14 protein-coding genes and 1 pseudogene are annotated in these 19,384 nt (G+C 55.2%); 2 read left to right on the top strand and 13 right to left on the bottom strand.

The annotated features are described in order from the left end of the window. Positions 1-22: 22 nt before the first annotated feature. The 13 genes and pseudogenes from dnaE to rpsB all read right to left on the bottom strand — a co-directional run. Positions 23-3,520, bottom strand: coding sequence for a DNA polymerase III subunit alpha (gene dnaE / locus EYC82_RS00390; RefSeq protein WP_279247572.1), 3,498 nt, complete (start codon positions 3,518-3,520; stop codon positions 23-25). Positions 3,521-3,534: 14 nt separating this feature from the next. Beyond that, on the bottom strand, positions 3,535-4,158 hold the full coding sequence (rnhB, locus tag EYC82_RS00385) for a ribonuclease HII (RefSeq protein ID WP_279247571.1): 624 nt from the start codon (positions 4,156-4,158) through the stop codon (positions 3,535-3,537). A 51-nt stretch (positions 4,159-4,209) separates the two neighbouring features. After that, positions 4,210-4,638, bottom strand: coding sequence for a 3-hydroxyacyl-ACP dehydratase FabZ (fabZ, locus tag EYC82_RS00380; protein ID WP_279247570.1), 429 nt, complete (start codon positions 4,636-4,638; stop codon positions 4,210-4,212). Between the two features lie 97 nt (positions 4,639-4,735). Next, positions 4,736-5,260, bottom strand: a complete 525-nt coding sequence (locus EYC82_RS00375) for an OmpH/Skp family outer membrane protein (protein WP_279247569.1) — start codon at positions 5,258-5,260, stop codon at positions 4,736-4,738. 36 nt (positions 5,261-5,296) lie between these two features. Then, the gene (bamA, locus tag EYC82_RS00370; protein ID WP_279250627.1) at positions 5,297-7,885 is read right to left on the bottom strand and encodes an outer membrane protein assembly factor BamA; all 2,589 of its coding nucleotides are present in this window, start codon (positions 7,883-7,885) and stop codon (positions 5,297-5,299) included. Between the two features lie 63 nt (positions 7,886-7,948). Continuing rightward, positions 7,949-9,304, bottom strand: coding sequence for an RIP metalloprotease RseP (gene rseP / locus EYC82_RS00365; protein WP_279247568.1), 1,356 nt, complete (start codon positions 9,302-9,304; stop codon positions 7,949-7,951). Positions 9,305-9,330: 26 nt separating this feature from the next. After that, the gene (gene ispC / locus EYC82_RS00360) at positions 9,331-10,524 is read right to left on the bottom strand and encodes a 1-deoxy-D-xylulose-5-phosphate reductoisomerase (protein ID WP_279247567.1); all 1,194 of its coding nucleotides are present in this window, start codon (positions 10,522-10,524) and stop codon (positions 9,331-9,333) included. Next, entirely contained in the window at positions 10,518-11,354 is an 837-nt protein-coding gene (locus EYC82_RS00355; protein WP_279247566.1) for a phosphatidate cytidylyltransferase, read from the bottom strand. The genes ispC and EYC82_RS00355 overlap by 7 nt, the downstream gene beginning before the upstream one ends. Beyond that, a complete protein-coding gene (uppS, locus tag EYC82_RS00350) occupies positions 11,347-12,129 on the bottom strand; it encodes a polyprenyl diphosphate synthase (protein ID WP_279247565.1) in 783 nt (260 codons plus the stop codon). The genes EYC82_RS00355 and uppS overlap by 8 nt, the downstream gene beginning before the upstream one ends. A 9-nt stretch (positions 12,130-12,138) precedes the next feature. Further along, a complete protein-coding gene (gene frr / locus EYC82_RS00345) occupies positions 12,139-12,696 on the bottom strand; it encodes a ribosome recycling factor (RefSeq protein WP_279247564.1) in 558 nt (185 codons plus the stop codon). Positions 12,697-12,716: 20 nt separating this feature from the next. Further along, entirely contained in the window at positions 12,717-13,442 is a 726-nt protein-coding gene (gene pyrH / locus EYC82_RS00340) for a UMP kinase (protein WP_279247563.1), read from the bottom strand. Positions 13,443-13,706: 264 nt separating this feature from the next. Next, entirely contained in the window at positions 13,707-14,564 is an 858-nt protein-coding gene (tsf, locus tag EYC82_RS00335; protein ID WP_279247562.1) for a translation elongation factor Ts, read from the bottom strand. Positions 14,565-14,836: 272 nt separating this feature from the next. Then, a pseudogene (rpsB, locus tag EYC82_RS00330) lies at positions 14,837-15,586 on the bottom strand (30S ribosomal protein S2); the annotation flags it as partial. 321 nt (positions 15,587-15,907) lie between these two features. Between rpsB and map the strand changes: the two are divergent. Both map and glnD read left to right on the top strand, forming a co-directional pair. Next, positions 15,908-16,705, top strand: coding sequence for a type I methionyl aminopeptidase (gene map, locus EYC82_RS00325; protein ID WP_279250626.1), 798 nt, complete (start codon positions 15,908-15,910; stop codon positions 16,703-16,705). Next, positions 16,702-19,380, top strand: a complete 2,679-nt coding sequence (gene glnD / locus EYC82_RS00320; protein ID WP_279247561.1) for a [protein-PII] uridylyltransferase — start codon at positions 16,702-16,704, stop codon at positions 19,378-19,380. Before map ends, glnD begins: the two co-directional genes overlap by 4 nt. Positions 19,381-19,384 lie beyond the last annotated feature (4 nt).

Below are 19,384 nucleotides of genomic sequence, written 5' to 3'. Positions count from 1 at the left end.
GGAGTAAACCAGAACAGCCCGGCTAATGATACTGTAGTGCAACCCCTTTGCTACCTACCACGTTTCGCAGTTCTTGCAGGAGCTCGTCGCTCGGTATAACCCGCCAACGCTCACCCAGCCTGATGCAGGCTGAATTATCCGACTGGCGATAAATCAACGATACCGGACAGTTCCCGCCGCCTGCACCGGCCAGGGTCTGCTCGAGAAAATCGGCGAATTCTTGATCGGCATGCTCTGCACTTATTTCTATCGTCAAATCACTCACTTTACTCTGCCGCACAGCCAGCAAACTGCGCAAACTCGCAGCCCGCATCGCCAGATTACCGGTGCGCTCATCGACCGAAATTCTGCCCTCTACTATTACGATAGTGTCCTTGATCAAGAGCTCACGGTATTCGCTGTAAGCGTCGGAGAACAGCGTGACCTCAATCTGGGCGCTACTGTCGTCTAACGTCAGAACCGCCATTGTGCCGCGCCGGCTGTTCATCGTCCGGGAAGCCATAATGAGGCCTACCACGGTCTGCCCAGTTCCCTGCCTGCCGGGCCCGTCTGGGCTCAGACTGGCGATGCGGTTCGGTGCGAAACGACGCACCTCTTCCCGATATTCATCGATAGGATGTCCAGTGATATAGAGGCCTAGCGTATCCCGCTCACCGCCCAGTCGCTCCTTATCGGTCCACGCTCTGGCGCCACGGAATTCCTTGTAGACATCTTCACCACTGTTGCCGGAGCTCGGCACCACTTCGCCGAACAAGTCAGCCATACCACTGTCACGGTTGCTCGCACTCTGCTCTGCTGCTTTGAGCGCATCGTCCAGAGAGGTCATCAGAACCCAGCGCTCCACGTTTAACGAGTCGAGGGCGCCGGATCGAATCATTGCTTCAAGCGCTCTTCGGTTGACCTTGCGGGGGTCCGTGCGAGCGCAGAAGTCAAACAGGTCGACAAAGGCACCTCCCTCCTCCCGCGCTTTCAGAATATTGCCAATGGGGCCCTCACCAAGACCCTTAATCGCACCCAGTCCATAAATAATCTCGCCTGCTGTATTCACGGTGAACATATACTGTCCCTCGTTGACATCCGGCAGTTTCAGGGACAACTTCATGCGTTTACATTCGTCCACGAACACAACGATTTTGTCGGTATTATCGAGTTCCGAGCTCATCACCGCTGCCATAAACTCAGCCGGATATTTTGTCTTCAACCACGCGGTCTGGTAGGACACCAACGCGTAGGCAGCGGAGTGAGATTTATTGAAACCGTATCCGGCAAATTTCTCCACCAGGTCGAAAATCTTTATAGCCAGCTTGCCATCCACGCCCTTGCCGCGAGCCCCATCCTCGAAAATTTCCCTGTGCCGCGCCATTTCCTTCGGATCTTTCTTGCCCATTGCGCGCCGCAGCATGTCGGCGCCGCCCAGCGTGTACCCGGACAAAACCTGAGCGATCTGCATCACCTGTTCCTGATAGAGAATAATCCCGTAGGTGGGCTGCAATATCAGCTTCAGCGACTCGTGCTGGTATTGAGCATCGGGATAGGAGATTTCCTCACGACCATGTTTGCGATTGACAAAGTTGTCCACCATGCCCGATTGAAGAGGGCCAGGACGGAACAGAGCCAGCAGTGCAACGATATCTTCAAAACAATCGGGCTGCAGCCGCTCGATCAGCTCTTTCATACCCCGTGATTCCAGCTGAAACACCGCCGTAGTCTCACCGGAACGCAGCAACTCGAAACTTTCCCGGTCATCCCGCGGCAGCTGCGATATATCCAGTGGCAACTCTCCGGCCCGCTCTCTTGCGACATCGATCATCTTGACCGCCCAATCAATAATGGTCAGCGTACGCAGGCCTAAAAAGTCAAACTTGACCAGCCCGGCATCTTCTACATCACCCTTGTCAAACTGTGTCACAAGACCAGAGCCACTTTCGTCGCAGAACAGTGGCGAAAAGTCAGTCAGCTTGGACGGAGCGATAACCACTCCGCCAGCGTGCTTGCCGACGTTGCGCACAACGCCCTCCAGTTGCTCCGCCATATCCCAGATTTCTTGAGCGTCGTCGTCCTGCTCGAGGAATTCGCGCAGCGGCTCCTCCTGCTGCAGCGCCTTTTCCAGAGTTATACCTACTTCGAAGGGAATCATCTTGGATAACTTATCGGCTAATCCATAGGACTTGCCCTGCACCCGAGCGACATCGCGCACCACCGCCTTCGCAGCCATGGTGCCGAAGGTAATAATTTGAGACACCGCCTCGCGGCCATAGTTATCCGCCACATACTCGATAACGCGGTCGCGCTTTTCCATACAGAAATCGACATCGAAATCGGGCATGGACACTCGCTCCGGATTCAGGAATCGCTCGAAAAGCAGATCGTACTCCAGCGGGTCAAGGTCAGTGATCTGCAGAGCATAGGCGACCAGTGACCCCGCACCAGAGCCCCGTCCTGGTCCTACAGGAATATCGTGATTCTTCGCCCACTGGATAAAGTCCATAACGATGAGGAAGTAGCCGGGAAAGCCCATCTGTGTAATCGTTTGCAGCTCAAAATCCAGGCGCTCCCGGTAGTCCTGCTCCTGCTCGGGGGAAAAGGCTTGCCCCCTTTCCCTCGCGACCAGAAGCCGCTGGCTCAACCCCTCATGGCATCGCTGCCGGAAGAATTCATCCATGGTCTGGCCCTTCGGCACCGGATACTCTGGTAAATAAGGCTTACCCAGTTCCAGCACAACATTGCAGCGCCGCGCGATCTGCACACTGTTTTCCAGTGCCTCGGGCAAATCAGAAAACAACGCCGTCATTTCTTCGGGCGAGCGCAAATACTGCTGCGCGGTGTAGCGGCGGGCCCGTCGTGGATCATCCAGAGTGCGCCCTTCGCCAATACACACCCTAGCCTCGTGGGCCTCGAATTCATCCGCGTCAAGAAAGCGAACGTCGTTAGTCGCCACTATTGGGCATTGCAGCTCTTCTGCCAGGGACACTGACGCATGCAGACAAGCCTCCTCCGCCTCCCTGCCACTTCGGTGCAACTCGAGATAAAACCTGCCTGGATATAGCGACATCCAATAACTTGCTCGCTCACGCGCGATCGTCTGCTTGTCAGACGCGAGGGCTTGACCCACCTCACCTGCGACACCACCCGACAGGGCAATCAAGCCCGCGGAGGCTTCTTCCAGCCACTCTCTGCGAACATAGGGTATTCCCAGTGTCTGTCCCTCAGTATAGGCACGTGAAATCAGCAGAGTGAGGTTGTGGTAGCCCTCGTGATTCATTGCCAGCAAACAGAGCGGATAAGCCCTGTCAGGGTCATGGACATCCAACACCATGAGGTCGGCACCAAAAATAGGTTGCACACCCGCTGCGAAGGCCGCCTTGCGAAACTTGATCAGACCGTAAAAGTTACAGGCATCCGTGACGGCAACCGCCGGCATACCAAGCTCCGCCACGCGCGCTACCAACGGCTTCACGCGCACCAATCCATCAGAGAGGGAATACTCGGTGTGCACACGAAGATGAACAAAATCAGTCATCAAAAGAGTCTACGTTACTTGTTTGGGAGATTGCACAGCGTCTTACCTGCTAGGACTTTTTTGACCGGTGCGTAGCTGCGGCGGTGAGCCGGAGTCACGCCCAGAGTTTCCAGCGCGCGCAAATGCTGCGCGGTAGGGTATCCCTTGTGAGAATCAAATCCGTAACCCGGGTAACGTCGGGCTAGCTCTACCAGTGAATTATCGCGGTGCACCTTAGCCAGGATAGACGCAGCGGCTATTGCGGCAACGCGGTTGTCGCCTTTGACCACGGGCTCTGAGGGATACTCCCATCGGGGCAGGTGGTTGCCATCCACGAGTACGTATTCCGGCTGGACCGCCAAGCCCTCTACCGCCCTGCGCATGGCCAACAGCGAAGCCTGTAAAATATTGAGCTGATCTATCTCCGCAACGGTTGCACTGGCGATAAACCAAGCGATGGCACGCTCGCGAATGACAATGGCTAGCTGTTCACGCCGCTTTGCTGTCAACTTCTTGGAGTCGCGCAGCCCATCCACAGTGCACCTCGGGTCCAGTATGACTGCAGCCGCAACCACTTCGCCGGCAAGAGGGCCCCGACCCACCTCATCTACGCCGGCTACACCTGGACGATCGTACTCAACCTCAAACATATCGTTCATGATAACGCCCTGCTGCTATGCCATTGCGCTGACGGCCGAACCACTCGCGTGCTAGCGGTCCGCGCACAAGATCGTAGCGCTCGCCGCCAACTCGCCGTCCACATCAGAGCTAACATCGAACTTCCAGATACCGCGACGTTGTGACAAGACGGAAGCGCGCAGCATTACCCGATCACCGGGAATACAGGTACGCTTGAAACGGAGCTTATCGGCTCCGGCAAAATAATAGATAGAGCCATCGTCTACGGTTTTATCCTGACTATAAAAGCCCAGTATGCCCGCCGCCTGGGCCATCGCCTCTAGTAGCAACACACCGGGAAGGACCGGATTACCGGGAAAGTGCCCTTCGAAAAAGGGTTCGTTGATGGTCAGGTTTTTGTAAGCCACGATCGCTTCCCCCGCGGTTATCTCCACCACGCGATCTATCAGGGCAAAGGGATAGCGGTGGGGCAGGTACTTGCGCATTTCCGGAACATCCATTCCCGCCTGACTCCCACCTCTCACTGCGCTTACGGCAAATCTGGACAGACTGACACAAGCCTGCTGCCTGGTTTAATGCGCCCGTTTCGTTGTCTATTTACTGCGGCTGCGCCATCTGCTGATTAAGCTTGTCAGTCACTTTTACAGTGATGCTATACTCAGGCTCCGCATGAATAACAGACTGGCGTTGCAACAGCACGTCAATACCGTCCGCCTCTATGATTTCACGCAAGACTTCCTGCACCTTGGGTGCCATTTCCTGCAACAGCGCCTGCCCGGCGACCTGCTCAGCCTGCTGCAACTTACCTGTTACATGGTCAAGATCTTCCTGCATGCTAGTGAGCTTTTGCTGAGACGCCGCTTTCTGTTCTGCACTCATAATGGCCGCGTCTTTCTGGTAGGTTTTCAACAGAGCCTCACCCTCAGACTTCAAACGGTCGTACTCCGCCTTGTTCTTCTTATAATCGCCCTGATCACGCACCTCGGAAATACGCTGCTGAGCGAAATCCGTATTCAGTATTGCACCTTGTACATCGACAACGGCGACCTTGGCCTCTGCCCACGTCAGCGCGGGCAAATACAGCGCAAATGCCACCAGCGCAACTTTCAATAGTCTAGACACATTTTTTCTCCTGATAATTTAACGTTACAGCGTTGTTCAGAATCCACGACCCAGTGTGAACTGGAACACTTCTTCCTCGTCGTACTCACCTGAGTTTAGGGGTTTGGCAAGACTAAATGACATCGGTCCGAAGCCGGTATACCACGTCACACCAATGCCTGCGGAATAGCGTAATTCGCTGAAATCCACGTCGTGGCAATTTCTTTGTGTACTTCCACAGCTGGTGTCGAATACGTTACCGACATCAAAAAAGAATCCCGTTCTAATCTGGTTCTGGTCCTTGATGAAGGGCAGTGGAAAGAGCAATTCAGCACTGCCTTCAATCAATACATTGCCGCCGAAAGGATCAAAATCATTGTCCAAAGTGCTGGTCACTAACTGATTGTTTGCCGCAACGTAACCCCGTTCGTCGCCATCTGGACCGCCTATCTGGGTAGGATTCCCGTCTGCATCAATAGCCGTAACAGGCTGGGAGATATCGTATTGATCCGCCGGCGTACTGCGCGGGCCAAGCGTGTTGCTTTCATATCCACGAACTGAGCCAAAGCCTCCGCCAAAAAAATTCTCATAAAACGGTAGCTCGGTGGTGTCGCCATAACCGTCACCATACCCAAGCTCGGTGCGCAGGTGGAAAGTCCAGGTATTGAGCAAGGGCACCGGAAGGTAGATCTCGCCGTTATAGGTTAGCTTGTAGAACTCCAGATCAGACGCGGGCATCGAGACCTCGAGTGCGACCGTCTGGGCGACACCTCGGGTAGCCAGGCGACCCCGATTCAGGGTGGACTGACTCCAGCTACCGGTTATGGTCCAGTTCAGAAACTCATCCCCTTCCCTGTCGAGAAAGCCCGGGCCCGAGGGAGGATCTACCGCGTAGCCGGGCGGCAGATTCGAGAGGGGGTTCAGGACCTCGGGGGCGCTGTAAGTGCCATCGCTTTGCAACGTGCTGTCGTACCAGTCAATAGAGTCATTAAGTCGAGGACTGGATTTGATTTCCTGCACCGCGAAGCGACCTGTGGTGATCTCTGTATCGGATATACCGAAACTGAAGCCAAGGCGTTCCGTCTCCTTGATGGGGTAACCGAAGTTAACCGCGCCTCCCAGGGTATTGGTACTGTAATTAGCCACGTTGACCTCTTCGAGATCAGTCGCGCGGTAGTAAATATTGAACCCGCGGCTTACACCGTCTTCTGTGTAATACGGGTTGGTGTAACTGAAGTTATAGAGATCCTGGTAGCGCGAGGAATTGATGCCGATACCAACGCGCTTGCCGGTACCCATGAAGTTGTCCTGCTGCAGATTCAGACCGAGAATCACACCCGCGTCCTGGGCAAAGCCGACACTGGCACCGATACTACCGGAGGATTGTTCCTCGACGGCGTACTTAACATCGATCAGGTCATCGTGGCCTGGCACACCCGGTGTCTCGACTGTCGCAGAAGAGAAAAACCCCAATCTCTGCAGGCGCACGCGGCCCTGCTCAACCGCGGCGGAAGAAGCAGGGGCACTTTCCATCTGCCGCATTTCGCGGCGCAGCACATCGTCCGCTGTTTTCTGGTTGCCCTCAAAGCTAATCCTGCGGACGTACGTTCGCTTGCCAGGATCAACAAAGAATTTCATTTCGACCGTGTTATCTTCCTGGTTTATTTCCGGGATGCCGGTCACCTTGGCAAAATTATAACCCTCATCCCCGAGGCGGCGGGTCATATACTCCTCACTAGAGGTGACCAGCTGCTGTGAAAACACCTGCCCCTCCGAGACCAACACGAATCGCTGTAAGTCTTCTTCGGGGAGGACCAAATCACCGGACAGATCCACTGAACTGATAGTGAATTTCTCACCCTCGGAAATATTGGCCGTGATATACACTTCCTTCTTGTTGGGAGACACCGACACCTGGGTTGAGTCAATACGGAACTGGAGATACCCCCTGTCCATGTAGTACGAGGTCAAGGTCTCCAGGTCGCCGGTGAGTTTTTCTCTCGAATATTTGTCGTCATTGGTAAAGAAGGAAAGCCATCCCGTCGTCTGAAGCTCGAATTCATCACTGATATCGGCGTCTGAGAAAACCTCGTTGCCCACTACATTAATGTGCTTGATAGCGGCTACATTGCCCTCATCTACGTCAATATTGATGCCCACCCGGTTGCGTGGCTCGGCAATCACTTCAGTCTCAATGGCGGCATCGTAACGACCCTGCAACACGTACTGTCGCTGCAACTCCAACTGCATGGCCTCAAGCGTGGAGCGCTGGAATACCTGGCCCACAGCGAGACCTGCACCTTTTAAACCTTCCAGCAAGGCCTCGGTTTCGATCGCCTTGTTACCGTCGATATTGATTTCACTGATACTGGGACGTTCAGTCACCAGTACTACCAGCACGCTGCCATCACGACCGATACGAATATCGTCAAAATTACCCGTGGCGAAGAGACTGCGTGTCGCTTGCCGAAGAGAGCGATCGTCCACCGTATCGCCAACCGAAATAGGCAGTGCAGCAAATACGCTGCCCGCAGAAATACGCTGCAGTCCCTCGACCCGAATATCGGCCACAGTGAAGTTCTCGGCCGAGACGGAAGTCACCGCTAAGAGCAGCACCAGGGCGAGTAATCTAGAAAGGTTCCTGATCAAAATTTACCCATCCACCCTGCATACCGGACCATGTCAGTACCTATTATTGTGAATCGCCTATTAAAGGCGCGTAAAATCATTGTACAGTGCCAGAACCATCATCGAGAGCACTAAAAACAGACCCAGTTGATACCCTACCACCTGTATTTTCTCAGGTACGGGGCGTCCAGCCAATAGCTCAACAAAATAAAACAACAGATGCCCACCATCCAACACCGGGATGGGCAGTAAATTCAACACACCCAAGCTGACGCTCAGCAGGGCCAAGAAGCTGATGTAAGATTCCAAACCAGACTTTGCAGACGCGCTCGCCACTTTAGCAATGGTGATAGGCCCACTCAAGTTTTTCGGCGAGATCAGGCCCATGATCATCTTCTTAATGGATTTAAGTGTGAATATCGATAAGTCCCAGGTTCTCACAATACCCGCGCCGAGGGACTCCAGCGGCCCCCTGGCATATTGTCTCACCAGCTCCGGGGGCATCTCGGGCATGGCCACGGCGACCCCGATACGCCCGACATCCTGTCCTGTCTCATCGGTCACCCGGTCGGGCACCAGGCCGGTCTGATACAAATCACCGCCGCGCTCATATTCCAGCGTGATGCTCTGCTCTGGACGGGGCCGGATATAGGCAACCAGATCCTGCCACAGAGGCATGGACTGCCCATCGGCAAGCACCACCGTGTCACCCGCTATAAGTCCCGCTCGCTCAGCGGGGCTGCCGGATACGACCTCGCCCACCACCGGCGGCACTTCCGGGGTATACAATGTAATACCCAATCCGCCGTAGAGGTCGGGGGCCTCCTGGTCGGACATCCAATGATCGATTTTGGCTTCCGACTCGTACACCATGTCCGAATCGGGGTAACGCACGCCAAACCGAATAGTGCCGGTATCACCGATGCGGTCCAGCAAACGAAAACTCAGGGCCTGCCACGTGGGCGTCTCAACACCATCCACTGACACAATTTCCTGCCCGCGCTCCAGTCCTGCCACCGCTGCAATAGAGGCGGGTTCCACTTTCTCAACGATCGGGACATAGCCTGTTTCGCCTGCCATATAGAGACACCAGTAGGCGACAATGGCCAATAGCAGATTCGCCAGTGGACCCGCGCCTACTACCGCGATCCGCTGCAGGGTGGACTTGCGGTTGAAGGCCATATCCAACTCGCTCTCAGGAACCTCCCCCTCACGCTCATCAAGCATCTTCACGTATCCGCCCAAGGGAATCGCCCCGATGCTGTACTCGGTGCCCTGTCTGTCTCGCCAGCTGAAAAGAGACGTGCCAAAGCCGATGGAGAACCTAAGGACTTTCACACCACAACGACGTGCCACCCAAAAATGCCCGTACTCATGGATAGCGATCAACAGCGCTAAAGTGGCAAGTGTTATAACAACTGTATACAGAATATCCATCGAGCCCGGCTCATTTTATCTCTGGGTTATTGAAGATTGGCCAGCACACCAGCGGCACAGGCCCGCGCCTCGGCATCAGCTGCCTCGACCACCGCCACGCTATCGGGTTCAACGAACACTACCCGCTCAAGCGTCTGTTCTATCACGGCCGGAATATCTGTGAAACGGATTTTTTCACTAAGAAACGCATCGACGGCGATCTCGTTGGCGGCGTTGCAAACCGCCATAGCGGTGCCGCCTGCCGCAACCGACTCCCGCGCGAGGCGCAAACAGGGAAAGCGAGCTTCGTCCGGGGCCTCGAAATCCAATCGCGACATTGCAATGAGGTCCAGCGCTGCCACACCTGACGTCAGTCGCTCAGGCCAACCCAAGCCATAGGCAATCGCCGTCCGCATGTCAGGATTGCCCAATTGCGCCAGCACTGAGCCGTCGAGGTACTGCACCATGGAGTGGACAATACTCTGCGGGTGCACTACCACCTCAACTTGTTGCGGCGCCAGGTCGAATATCCAGCACGCCTCAATGAACTCAAGGCCTTTGTTCATCAGGCTAGCGGAGTCGACGGAAATCTTACGCCCCATGGACCAGTTGGGATGAGCACAGGCCTCGTCAGGCGTGGCAGCGGCCATCTGCTCCGTGCTCCAGCGACGGAAAGGCCCCCCGGAGGCCGTCAGCAGTACCTTGCTAACACCCTCGTGCCGGGGCGTCGCGTCCACATCGACGGGCATGCACTGAAAGATGGCATTGTGTTCACTGTCGATAGGTAGCAAGCGAGCCCCTGATTGTCGCACTGCCTGCATCAACAGGTGCCCACCCATGACCAGAGATTCCTTGTTGGCAAGTAGCAACGTTTTACCCGCCCGGGCCGCTGCCAGTGTGGACGCAAGACCCGCCGCACCGACAATCGCTGCCATGACCATATCGACGCCATCCGCAGACGCCACCTGCATCAGACCCTGCTCACCCTGCAGCACCTCGGTGCCGAGCTCTGCCGGCAGTTGCTCGCGGAGCGCGGTCGCCGCGGCTTCATCTACCATTACAGCAAACCGCGGTGAAAAGGAGAGGCATTGCAACACCATGGTATCAACTGAGGCATAGGCGGCGAGGGCATATACGTCGTAGCGGTCCCGGTGGCGGCCAATAACATCAAGCGTACTGACGCCAATAGAGCCTGTTGAACCCATCACGCTGACCACCCGCTTTGTCACCATAGCTACCATCCCACCAGCAACAGGCCCAAGGCAAATACCGGGGCAGCCGCACTCAGGCTGTCCAGCCGATCCAGTACGCCACCGTGACCCGGCAGCAGACTACCGGTATCTTTCACCCCGCTCTCGCGTTTAACCATACTCACGGTTAAATCACCGACGACTGAGGCCAGCCCGGATATGACAATAATCGAGAGCACCGCACCCAGCCCGATATGATCGGCCCGACCGGGCATAAGGGTCCAGAGCACGGCTGCCAGTATAGCGCAGGCGGCCACACCGCCCCAGAATCCCTCCCAGGTCTTCTTCGGACTGACGTGTTCCGCCAGCTTGTGCCTGCCAAAATGACGGCCCGCGAAGTAGGCGCCGATATCAGCCGCAGCGACCACCATAACCAGAACAATCATGAGCAAACCACCACGGGGAAAACTGAGCAAATAAACAGACGCCAACCACGCGGGCACCAGCAGCAAAACGCCCAGTACCATGCGCATGGGCACGGATCGCCAGAACAAGGCGCTGCCGGGGTAACCCTTGACCCATAACAGCGCGACGGACCACCAAAGACAGGCCAATCCAAATAATGATTGCAACGGCTCTGGTCGTGACTCTCCCCCAATCTGGTAATGTGCGTATGCGCCACCCATGAGCAAGCAAATCAGCAATACGTAGGCAAAACGTATTGCCGGGTTGTTCAGGCCTGCCAGGCTGGACCATTCCCAGGCGCCCATTGCCACCAACAATCCAAACAACAGGGCCAGTCCCGCCAGAGGCAACCACGCAATAGCCGCCAGAAAGATGGCCGCCATGATCACGGCGGTAATCACTCGCTGCTTAAGCACTTGACTCCTCACCCGCCGCCGGCCCACCAAGCTCCCTGAGGCCGAAACGTCGCTCACGGCGACCGAATTCCATGAGTGCGAGCCCAAACTCTGATTCGGAAAAGTCGGGCCATAGGGTATCTGTAAAATACAGCTCCGTGTAGGCAAACTGCCACAGCATAAAATTACTGACACGCGCATCGCCCCCGGTACGAATACAAAGATCGGGGCGCGGTAAATCACTGAGCGATATATTGGAGTCGATCAAATCCGGCGATATATCCTCTGGACGCAAACGCCCTTCCTTGACCTGCAGAGCCAGCGTCTGTGCAGCCCGGGCGATATCCCACTGACCACCATAGTCGACCGCAATCACGAGTGTTGCCTTGGTGTTATTCCTGGTCAAGCTTTCTGACTCTCGCATCAGTTTTTGCTGGCGTTGGCTGAAGCGACTGCGCTGGCCGATGAAACGGACACGAATACCATCCCGGTGCAACTCCTTGACCTCATTGCGCAGGTACCTCGACAGCAGCGCCAGCAAAGCCCTTACCTCCGGCACAGGTCGACCCCAGTTTTCACTGCTGAAAGCGAAGAGTGTCAGCACTTCCACACCATGATCCTGGCACGCCCGCAGCACACATCTAACCGCCTCGACACCGGCGCGGTGTCCCGCCGGACCAGAAACGCCTTTGTGCTTCGCCCAACGATTATTTCCATCCATGATAATGGCAATGTGTCGGGGCACTGCAGCAGGAGTACTGCCGCCAATAGCGTCTGCATTCAGGCCGGTATTCACAAGCTGCGGTCAAATTTCCATGAGGTCGGTTTCTTTCGCCGCCAGCAGTTTTTCGACTCTGGCGATGAAATCGTCTGTAAGCTTCTGAACATCATCCTGTCCACGACGTTCCTCGTCTTCAGATATCTCCTTCTCCTTGACGAACTCCTTGAGCATAGACATGGCATCGCGCCGTGCGTTACGCACCGACACTCTGGCCGATTCTGCCTCGTTGCGAGCCTGACGAATATACCCCTTACGGGTTTCCTCGGTGAGCGCAGGCATGGGAATACGAATCACCTCGCCCGCCGTGACCGGGTTCAGACCGAGATCCGACTTAAGAATGGCTTTTTCTACATCCGGGATCATGGTTCTGTCCCAGACGGAAAGACTCAAAGTTCGCGCATCCTCGACAGAGACATTGGCGACCTGGTTCAGCGGCGAATCGGCACCGTAGTACTCGACTCTGATGCCGTCAAGCAGACTTGGGTGAGCCCTCCCCGTGCGTATCTTGTTAAAATTGTGGCCGAGCGCTTCCAGAGTTTTACCCATGCGCTCTTTCGATTCCTGTTTGACATCTTCAATCATTGTGTTGCTCCCGCGCCCAACTAATCGATCAGGGTGCCTTCATCACCACCCCTGACAATGTTGAGCAGCGCTCCCGGTTTTTCCATCTCAAAAACGCGCACCGGCATGTTGTGATCACGACAGAGACAGATGGCCGTCAGGTCCATCACCTCCAGTTTCTTTTCAAGTACCTCATCGTATGTGAGGCGATCGTATTTGATCGCATCTGGCACCTTTACCGGGTCTGCGGAATAGACACCGTCCACCTTGGTGGCTTTAAGCACCAAGTCCGCACCGGTTTCGATAGCACGCAGACTGGCAGCAGAATCTGTGGTGAAAAACGGATTACCCGTGCCGGCGGAAAAAATCACAACGTCACCATTGTTCAGGGCGCGAATTGCCTTACGCCTGTCATAGTGATCGACTACGCCCGTCATGGGGATCGCAGACATCGCCTGGGTAGCGATATTGGAGCGCTCCAGCGCATCGCGCATGGCCAGCGCATTCATCACGGTGGCCAACATACCCATATGGTCGCCAGTCACCCTGTCGAGTCCCGCCTGCTGCAGGGCGGCTCCGCGAAAAAGGTTGCCGCCGCCGACCACCAACCCGACTTGCACGCCAATACCCACAAGCTGGCCAATCGCCAGTGCCATCGAGTCGAGGACACGCGGGTCAATACCAAACCTCTCGTTGCCAGTCAGGGCCTCACCGCTTAGCTTCAACAGTATCCGCTTATATTTTTTATCACCTGCCGATTGAGGCATGCATCGCCCTCCAAAAGCTCGCCGATATCTTACAGGACATCAGGCCATCTCCCTAGCGGGTATGGATGATAATTCGGATTCTTTAGGCTCTTTTACACGCTGCAGCCGCCTTGCCATCAGCCGCTGTCAAAGTCGCGTCAGTATCACTCGACAAGGTCGCGGGGGGCAGGACGTCATGAGCGGCTAGACAGTAGGCTACCACCCGTGCGAAAAAGCACAAAAAACGGGGCCGAAGCCCCGTTAATGCGTTCTCGCATTACTCGATCAACCATTCAGCTGTGCGGCGACCTCGTCGGCGAAATCTACTTTGTCGACCTCGATACCTTCACCGACTTCGAAGCGGACAAAAGCCTCGACTTCAGCACCAGCCCCTGCCACCAACTTACCCACTGTTACGTCAGGCTCTTTAACGAAGGCCTGTTCGAGCAAGCTGTTCTCCGCCAGATACTTTTTGACACGACCGCCGACCATCTTCTCGACGATCTCGGGCGGCTTTCCAGAATCCTGCGCCTGAGCGACAAAGATTTCTTTCTCTTTGGCGACAAGCTCCTCAGGCATGTCGCCGGGCGAAACAACCTGGGGGTTGGCAGCGGCAACATGCATAGCAACGTCCCTCGCCAGATCCTGATCGCCACCTTTGAGCTTGGTCAACACCGCGATCCGGTTGTTGCTGTGGACATAAGCCCCTACGACACCAGACTCGGCATCGAGCAGTTCGATGCGGCGCACACCAATATTTTCACCGATCTTCTGCACCAGTGCCTCGCGAGTCGACTCCAAATCGCCAGACATCAGCGCCTCGATATCAGTTTGCTTGTGACTAAATGCAGCGTCCACAACTTGTTCAACGAAACCGAGGAAGTTTTCATCCCTTGCGACGAAGTCTGTCTCGCTATTGACCTCGACCACCACTCCGTAGCTACAATCGTCAGCAATCCGGGTGGCAACCACCCCATCTGCCGCGGTCCGACCCGCCTTCTTGGCCGCCTTCATGCCGCTGGACTTGCGCAGCTCCTCGATCGCTAATTCAATATCACCGCCCACAGCGGCCAGTGCTTTTTTACACTCCAGCAAACCCAGGCCAGTGCGCTCTCGCAATTCTTTTACCAATACTGCAGACATTCGCGTCTCTCCTCTACTAACAGGCTGGAAACAGCTTCCCTGAATCGAAAACCCCGGCGTTTAGACCGGGGATTAAACGTCTTCCCAGCCACACAGTGGCCAGGAAACGTGAAGGCTTAATCGGCAGACGGTTTTTCCTGCTCTGCAGCCGGATCTGCGGCAACCTCTGCCTCTGACGCGGCTTCTTGCGCGGACTCCGCAGCAACCTCTACCTTTGGCGCTGCTTCTTCAGTGGGCTCAGCGACGGCCTCTGCCTGCGCCTCTGCTTCTTCAGCAGGCGCCTCTGCAGCGCCCTCCTCCACGAACTCGTCATTCACGGCAGCCAGATCTCCGGCTTCCAAGCGGCCCTGGACACAGGCATCCGCAACGGCAGTGACATAGAGTTTGATTGCTCTGATCGCGTCATCATTGCCGGGGATGATGTAATCAACCCCATCGGGATTACTGTTTGTATCCACGATGCCGATAACAGGGATACCCAGTTTATTGGCCTCGCTGATCGCGATACGCTCATGATCTACATCGACTACAAACAAGGCATCAGGCAAGCCGCCCATTTCCTTGATTCCACCAATGCTGCGCTCCAGCTTTTCCATATCTCTGGTACGCATTAGGGCTTCTTTCTTGGTCAGGCTTTCAAATGTACCGTCGGCTTGCTGCCCTTCCAACTCACGCAGCCTCTTGATCGAGGCTCTGATAGTCTTGTAGTTGGTCAGCATGCCGCCGAGCCAGCGGTGATTTACGAAGGGCATGCTGGCTCGCTCGGCCTGCTCCTTGATCACTTTCCCGGCAGCGCGTTTGGTTCCAACAAACAAGATTTTGTTTTTGTTGGAGGCCAGTTGCTTGACCAGCTCGAGTGCGCTGTTGAACGCAGGGACAGTATGTTCGAGATTAATGATATGGATTTTATTGCGGGCTCCAAAAATGTACTGGTCCATTTTAGGATTCCAGTAACGGGTCTGGTGACCGAAGTGCGCACCGGCTTGAAGCAGATCACGCATACTCACTTGCGTTTGAGACATTGTTAGTTACCTGTATACGGGTTAATCCTCCACATATCCCCGCGACCAAACCCTTTGGCTGTTTTACTGCCTGCAGGCACCCTGGTGCGGGTTGAGATATGTGTGTGTCGTTTTGGTCACTTTCATTGAGACGTCGCCCATTCGCGAGAATCTAGGCATATCCCCTGAAAGTGGCGCGCTTTATACCATAAGCCCCGCCCGGATTAAAGGATTTCACGGCCCCGCAACCCGTGCCGGATGCACAATTACGCGAAGAATGGGTTAGAATACGTTCGCCGCTTGGGTCTCAAGCGTCGCCAAAAAAACTATTTATTGATATATATCAACAGGTTAAACATGCCCGCCTCGATCAAAACCGCGGAAGAACTCGAAAAAATGCGCATTGTGGGCCGCCTGACGGCCGAGGTGCTGGAAATGATCGCTCCCCGCGTAGAGGTGGGGATAACCACTGGTGAGCTGGACAAAATCTGTCATGACTACATCACAGCCACCCAGCATGCGATTCCCGCTCCGCTGAACTATCACGGTTTCCCTCGCTCGATCTGCACCTCTATTAACGATGTAGTTTGTCACGGCATTCCCTCAGACGCCAAAAAACTCAAAAATGGCGACATCGTCAATATCGACGTCACCGTTATCAAGGATGGGTTCCACGGGGACTCCAGCATTATGGTGCAGGTAGGCGATGTGCCGCCCCACGCGACCCGCCTGATCGAAGTGACCCAGGAGTGTCTTTACAAAGGCATCAACGAGGTCAAACCGGGCGCAACGCTAGGCGACATCGGTTATGTAATCCAAAAACACGCCGAGAAAAACTATTACTCCGTTGTCCGGGAATACTGTGGCCACGGTATTGGTAAAGTATTTCATGAAGAACCTCAGGTATTGCACTATGGCCAACGAGACAGCGGCATGGTGCTCGAGCCCGGCATGACCTTTACCATTGAACCTATGATCAATGCCGGCAGGCGACAAACGCGGCTGAACAAATCGGATGGCTGGACTGTCACCACCAGAGACGGACGGCTTTCCGCCCAGTGGGAGCACACCCTGGCAGTGACGCAAGATGGCTGCGAAATTTTGACGCTCCGCTCTGACGAATCCGGACTGGACGTATGACCGCCGGGCAACCCGGAGAACTACCACAGGACTTGTTTGACCCTGCGCAGCTAAACGCTCAACTAGTCAGCGGAGACACCATCCACTGCTGCAAGCAGGCCATTTCTACCGCAACCGACTACATGCATGGACAGTTCCGCGCTGGTGCGCAAGCTCACGACCTTATCCGTCTGCGTGCATCTTTTATCGACGTCCTGCTTGGCACCCTCTGGGATCGTCAGAGCTGGGGCAGTTCACAACTGGCGATGGTAGCAGTCGGGGGCTACGGCCGCGGCGAACTGCACCCTCACTCGGATGTGGATTTACTGTTTCTGGTGGGAGATGGCGATAACAACAGCAACGAGGAACTCTCCAGCTTCCTCACATTGCTGTGGGACATCGGCCTGGATATCGGGCATAGCGTAAGGGATGTCTCAGAATGTGCAAAGCGGGCAGCAGAAGACATCACAATTCTGACCAACCTAATGGAAGCACGGGTTATTAGCGGCGATGCCGCTCTGATGGAGCGTGTTCGAGAACTGACAAGACCGGACAAGATCTGGCCCAGCAGCGATTTCTTCAAGGCAAAACTGGAAGAGCAAAGAGCACGCCACAATAAGTTCGCCGATACTGAGTATAACCTCGAGCCCAATGTTAAAGGCTCTCCGGGCGGTTTGCGCGATCTACAAATAATTGGATGGATTGCGGAGCGCCACTTTGGCGTCACAGCGATCGAAGACATCAGCGCCGAGGAATTTGTCAGCACCGACGAAATGACGATTCTGATAACCGGACGAAATTTTATGTGGCAGGTGCGCTACGCATTGCACATGATAACCGGGCGCGCTGAGGATCGACTGTTGTTTGAATACCAGCGGGAGCTGGCCGATCTGTGGGGATTCAAGGACGAAAAAAAGCTCGCTGTAGAGCAGTTCATGCAAATTTATTACCGCTGGGCACTGGCGCTTGGACAGCTAAATGAAGTTCTAATCCTCAATTTTGACCAGGCTATATTGCGTGAGCATCAGGCTGACGACATCACTGCACTGGACGAATACTTTCAGATACGCAATGGCTACATTGAGGCTCGCCATGAAAACCTATTCAACCAGTGTCCCAATGCGCTGCTGACCGTCTTTCTAGAGTGCGCCACCCACGAAAATATCATCGGCATCTCTGCCCCGACCATTCGCATGATCAGGGATAGCCGGCACCTGATAGATGATGCTTTCAGGGCAGACCCGCGCAACAAGAAGACCTTTCTGAACATACTGGCCGCACCACACAAGATGACCCGCCAGCTGAGACGCATGAATCGCTACGGCATCCTTGGCGATTACTTGCCGGAGTTTGGCCGGATTACGGGCCAGATGCAGCACGACCTTTTTCACACTTACACGGTAGACGCGCACACGCTGGAGGTGATAAAAAACAGCCGCCGTTTTCAGTTCCCGGACCTGGAAGATAAATTCCCGGTATCGAGCCGTGTCGCGCGTCGCTTGCGCAAGGTTGAGTTACTCTACATTGCCGGTCTTTATCACGATATCGGCAAAGGCAGAGGTGGAGACCACTCGGAGCTCGGCGCAGTCGATGCAGCGACATTCTGCGACGAGCACGGCCTTGACGCCCGAGATACCGAGCTGGTGGTCTGGCTGGTCAAAAACCATCTTCTGATGTCGGCCGTCTCTCAGCGCAAGGACATCTCCGACCCAGAAGTCATCCAGCAATTTGCGCAACATGTCGGCGATGAAGAACACCTTGATTATCTTTATACCCTGACAGTCGCTGACATCAATGGCACCAACCCCACACTCTGGAACGCGTGGCGCGGAAGCCTGCTGCGGCAGCTTTACACAGAAACGCGCAGAGCATTGCGGCGAGGGCTGGATAATCCGGTGGACAAGCAGGCCATCATAACGCAGGCGCGCAGCGCAGCCGCAGAGATTCTGGACGGGCGGGGCTTCACCCCTGACGAACTGGATGACATGTGGAGCGAGCGCACTGAAGAATACTTCCTGCGTGAGCGAAGCGAAGATATCGCTTGGCACAGCGAGGCTATCGCAGACCATCATCATCGCGACGTACCGCTGGTTCTCATACGTAACCTGGCTGAATCAAGCATTGCCAACACCACTCAAATTTTTATCCATGCGCGCAGTCATCCCCAACTTTTTTCAAAAATTTGTGCCGCACTCGAACAATTGGACCTGAGCATCTACGATGCGCGCATTTACAGCTCCAGCGACGGCATGTGCCTTGACACGTTTTTTATTCTCGATTCCGCGGGGCAACCTATTTCGGAAGACGGGGCGAGACTGGCGCATATCAAGCAATACCTGAGCGACGAACTGGGAAACAAGACCGAGCATCCAGCCACATCCACCCGGCTGACCCCACGGAAGATGAAGTCGTTTTCCGTGCCAACCGAAACTCGCATGAGCATCGACAAGATTAAGAACCAGTCTGTGCTGGAAGTGTTGACGCCAGACCGACCCGGGCTACTTGCCAGGCTCGGGAAGATATTCGTCTCACTCAATATCGAGGTTCAGGCAGCCAAGATCCAGACCCTCGGTGAGCGTGTCGAGGACGTATTTTTTATTACCGACACGAATCAGCAGGCTATTACCGACCCGGCCGTCTGCGACAGCCTGCAAAGCAAAATTCGCGAAGAACTTGACGAACTGGCCGCAGCCTGACCCC

The organism is Candidatus Marimicrobium litorale (assembly GCF_026262645.1).
Taxonomy (GTDB): domain Bacteria; phylum Pseudomonadota; class Gammaproteobacteria; order Pseudomonadales; family Halieaceae; genus Marimicrobium; species Marimicrobium litorale.
This window is presented reverse-complemented; position numbering and strand designations above follow the sequence as displayed.

Coding starts and splice junctions, on each gene's coding strand:
- fabZ (WP_279247570.1), bottom strand. CDS start 4,638: ATGGATGTTCCGGAAATGCGCAAGTACCTGCCCCACCGCTATCCCTTT.
- dnaE (WP_279247572.1), bottom strand. CDS start 3,520: ATGACTGATTTTGTTCATCTTCGTGTGCACACCGAGTATTCCCTCTCT.
- frr (WP_279247564.1), bottom strand. CDS start 12,696: ATGATTGAAGATGTCAAACAGGAATCGAAAGAGCGCATGGGTAAAACT.
- pyrH (WP_279247563.1), bottom strand. CDS start 13,442: ATGCCTCAATCGGCAGGTGATAAAAAATATAAGCGGATACTGTTGAAG.
- tsf (WP_279247562.1), bottom strand. CDS start 14,564: ATGTCTGCAGTATTGGTAAAAGAATTGCGAGAGCGCACTGGCCTGGGT.
- ispC (WP_279247567.1), bottom strand. CDS start 10,524: ATGGTAGCTATGGTGACAAAGCGGGTGGTCAGCGTGATGGGTTCAACA.
- glnD (WP_279247561.1), top strand. CDS start 16,702: ATGACCGCCGGGCAACCCGGAGAACTACCACAGGACTTGTTTGACCCT.
- rseP (WP_279247568.1), bottom strand. CDS start 9,304: ATGGATATTCTGTATACAGTTGTTATAACACTTGCCACTTTAGCGCTG.
- rnhB (WP_279247571.1), bottom strand. CDS start 4,158: ATGAACGATATGTTTGAGGTTGAGTACGATCGTCCAGGTGTAGCCGGC.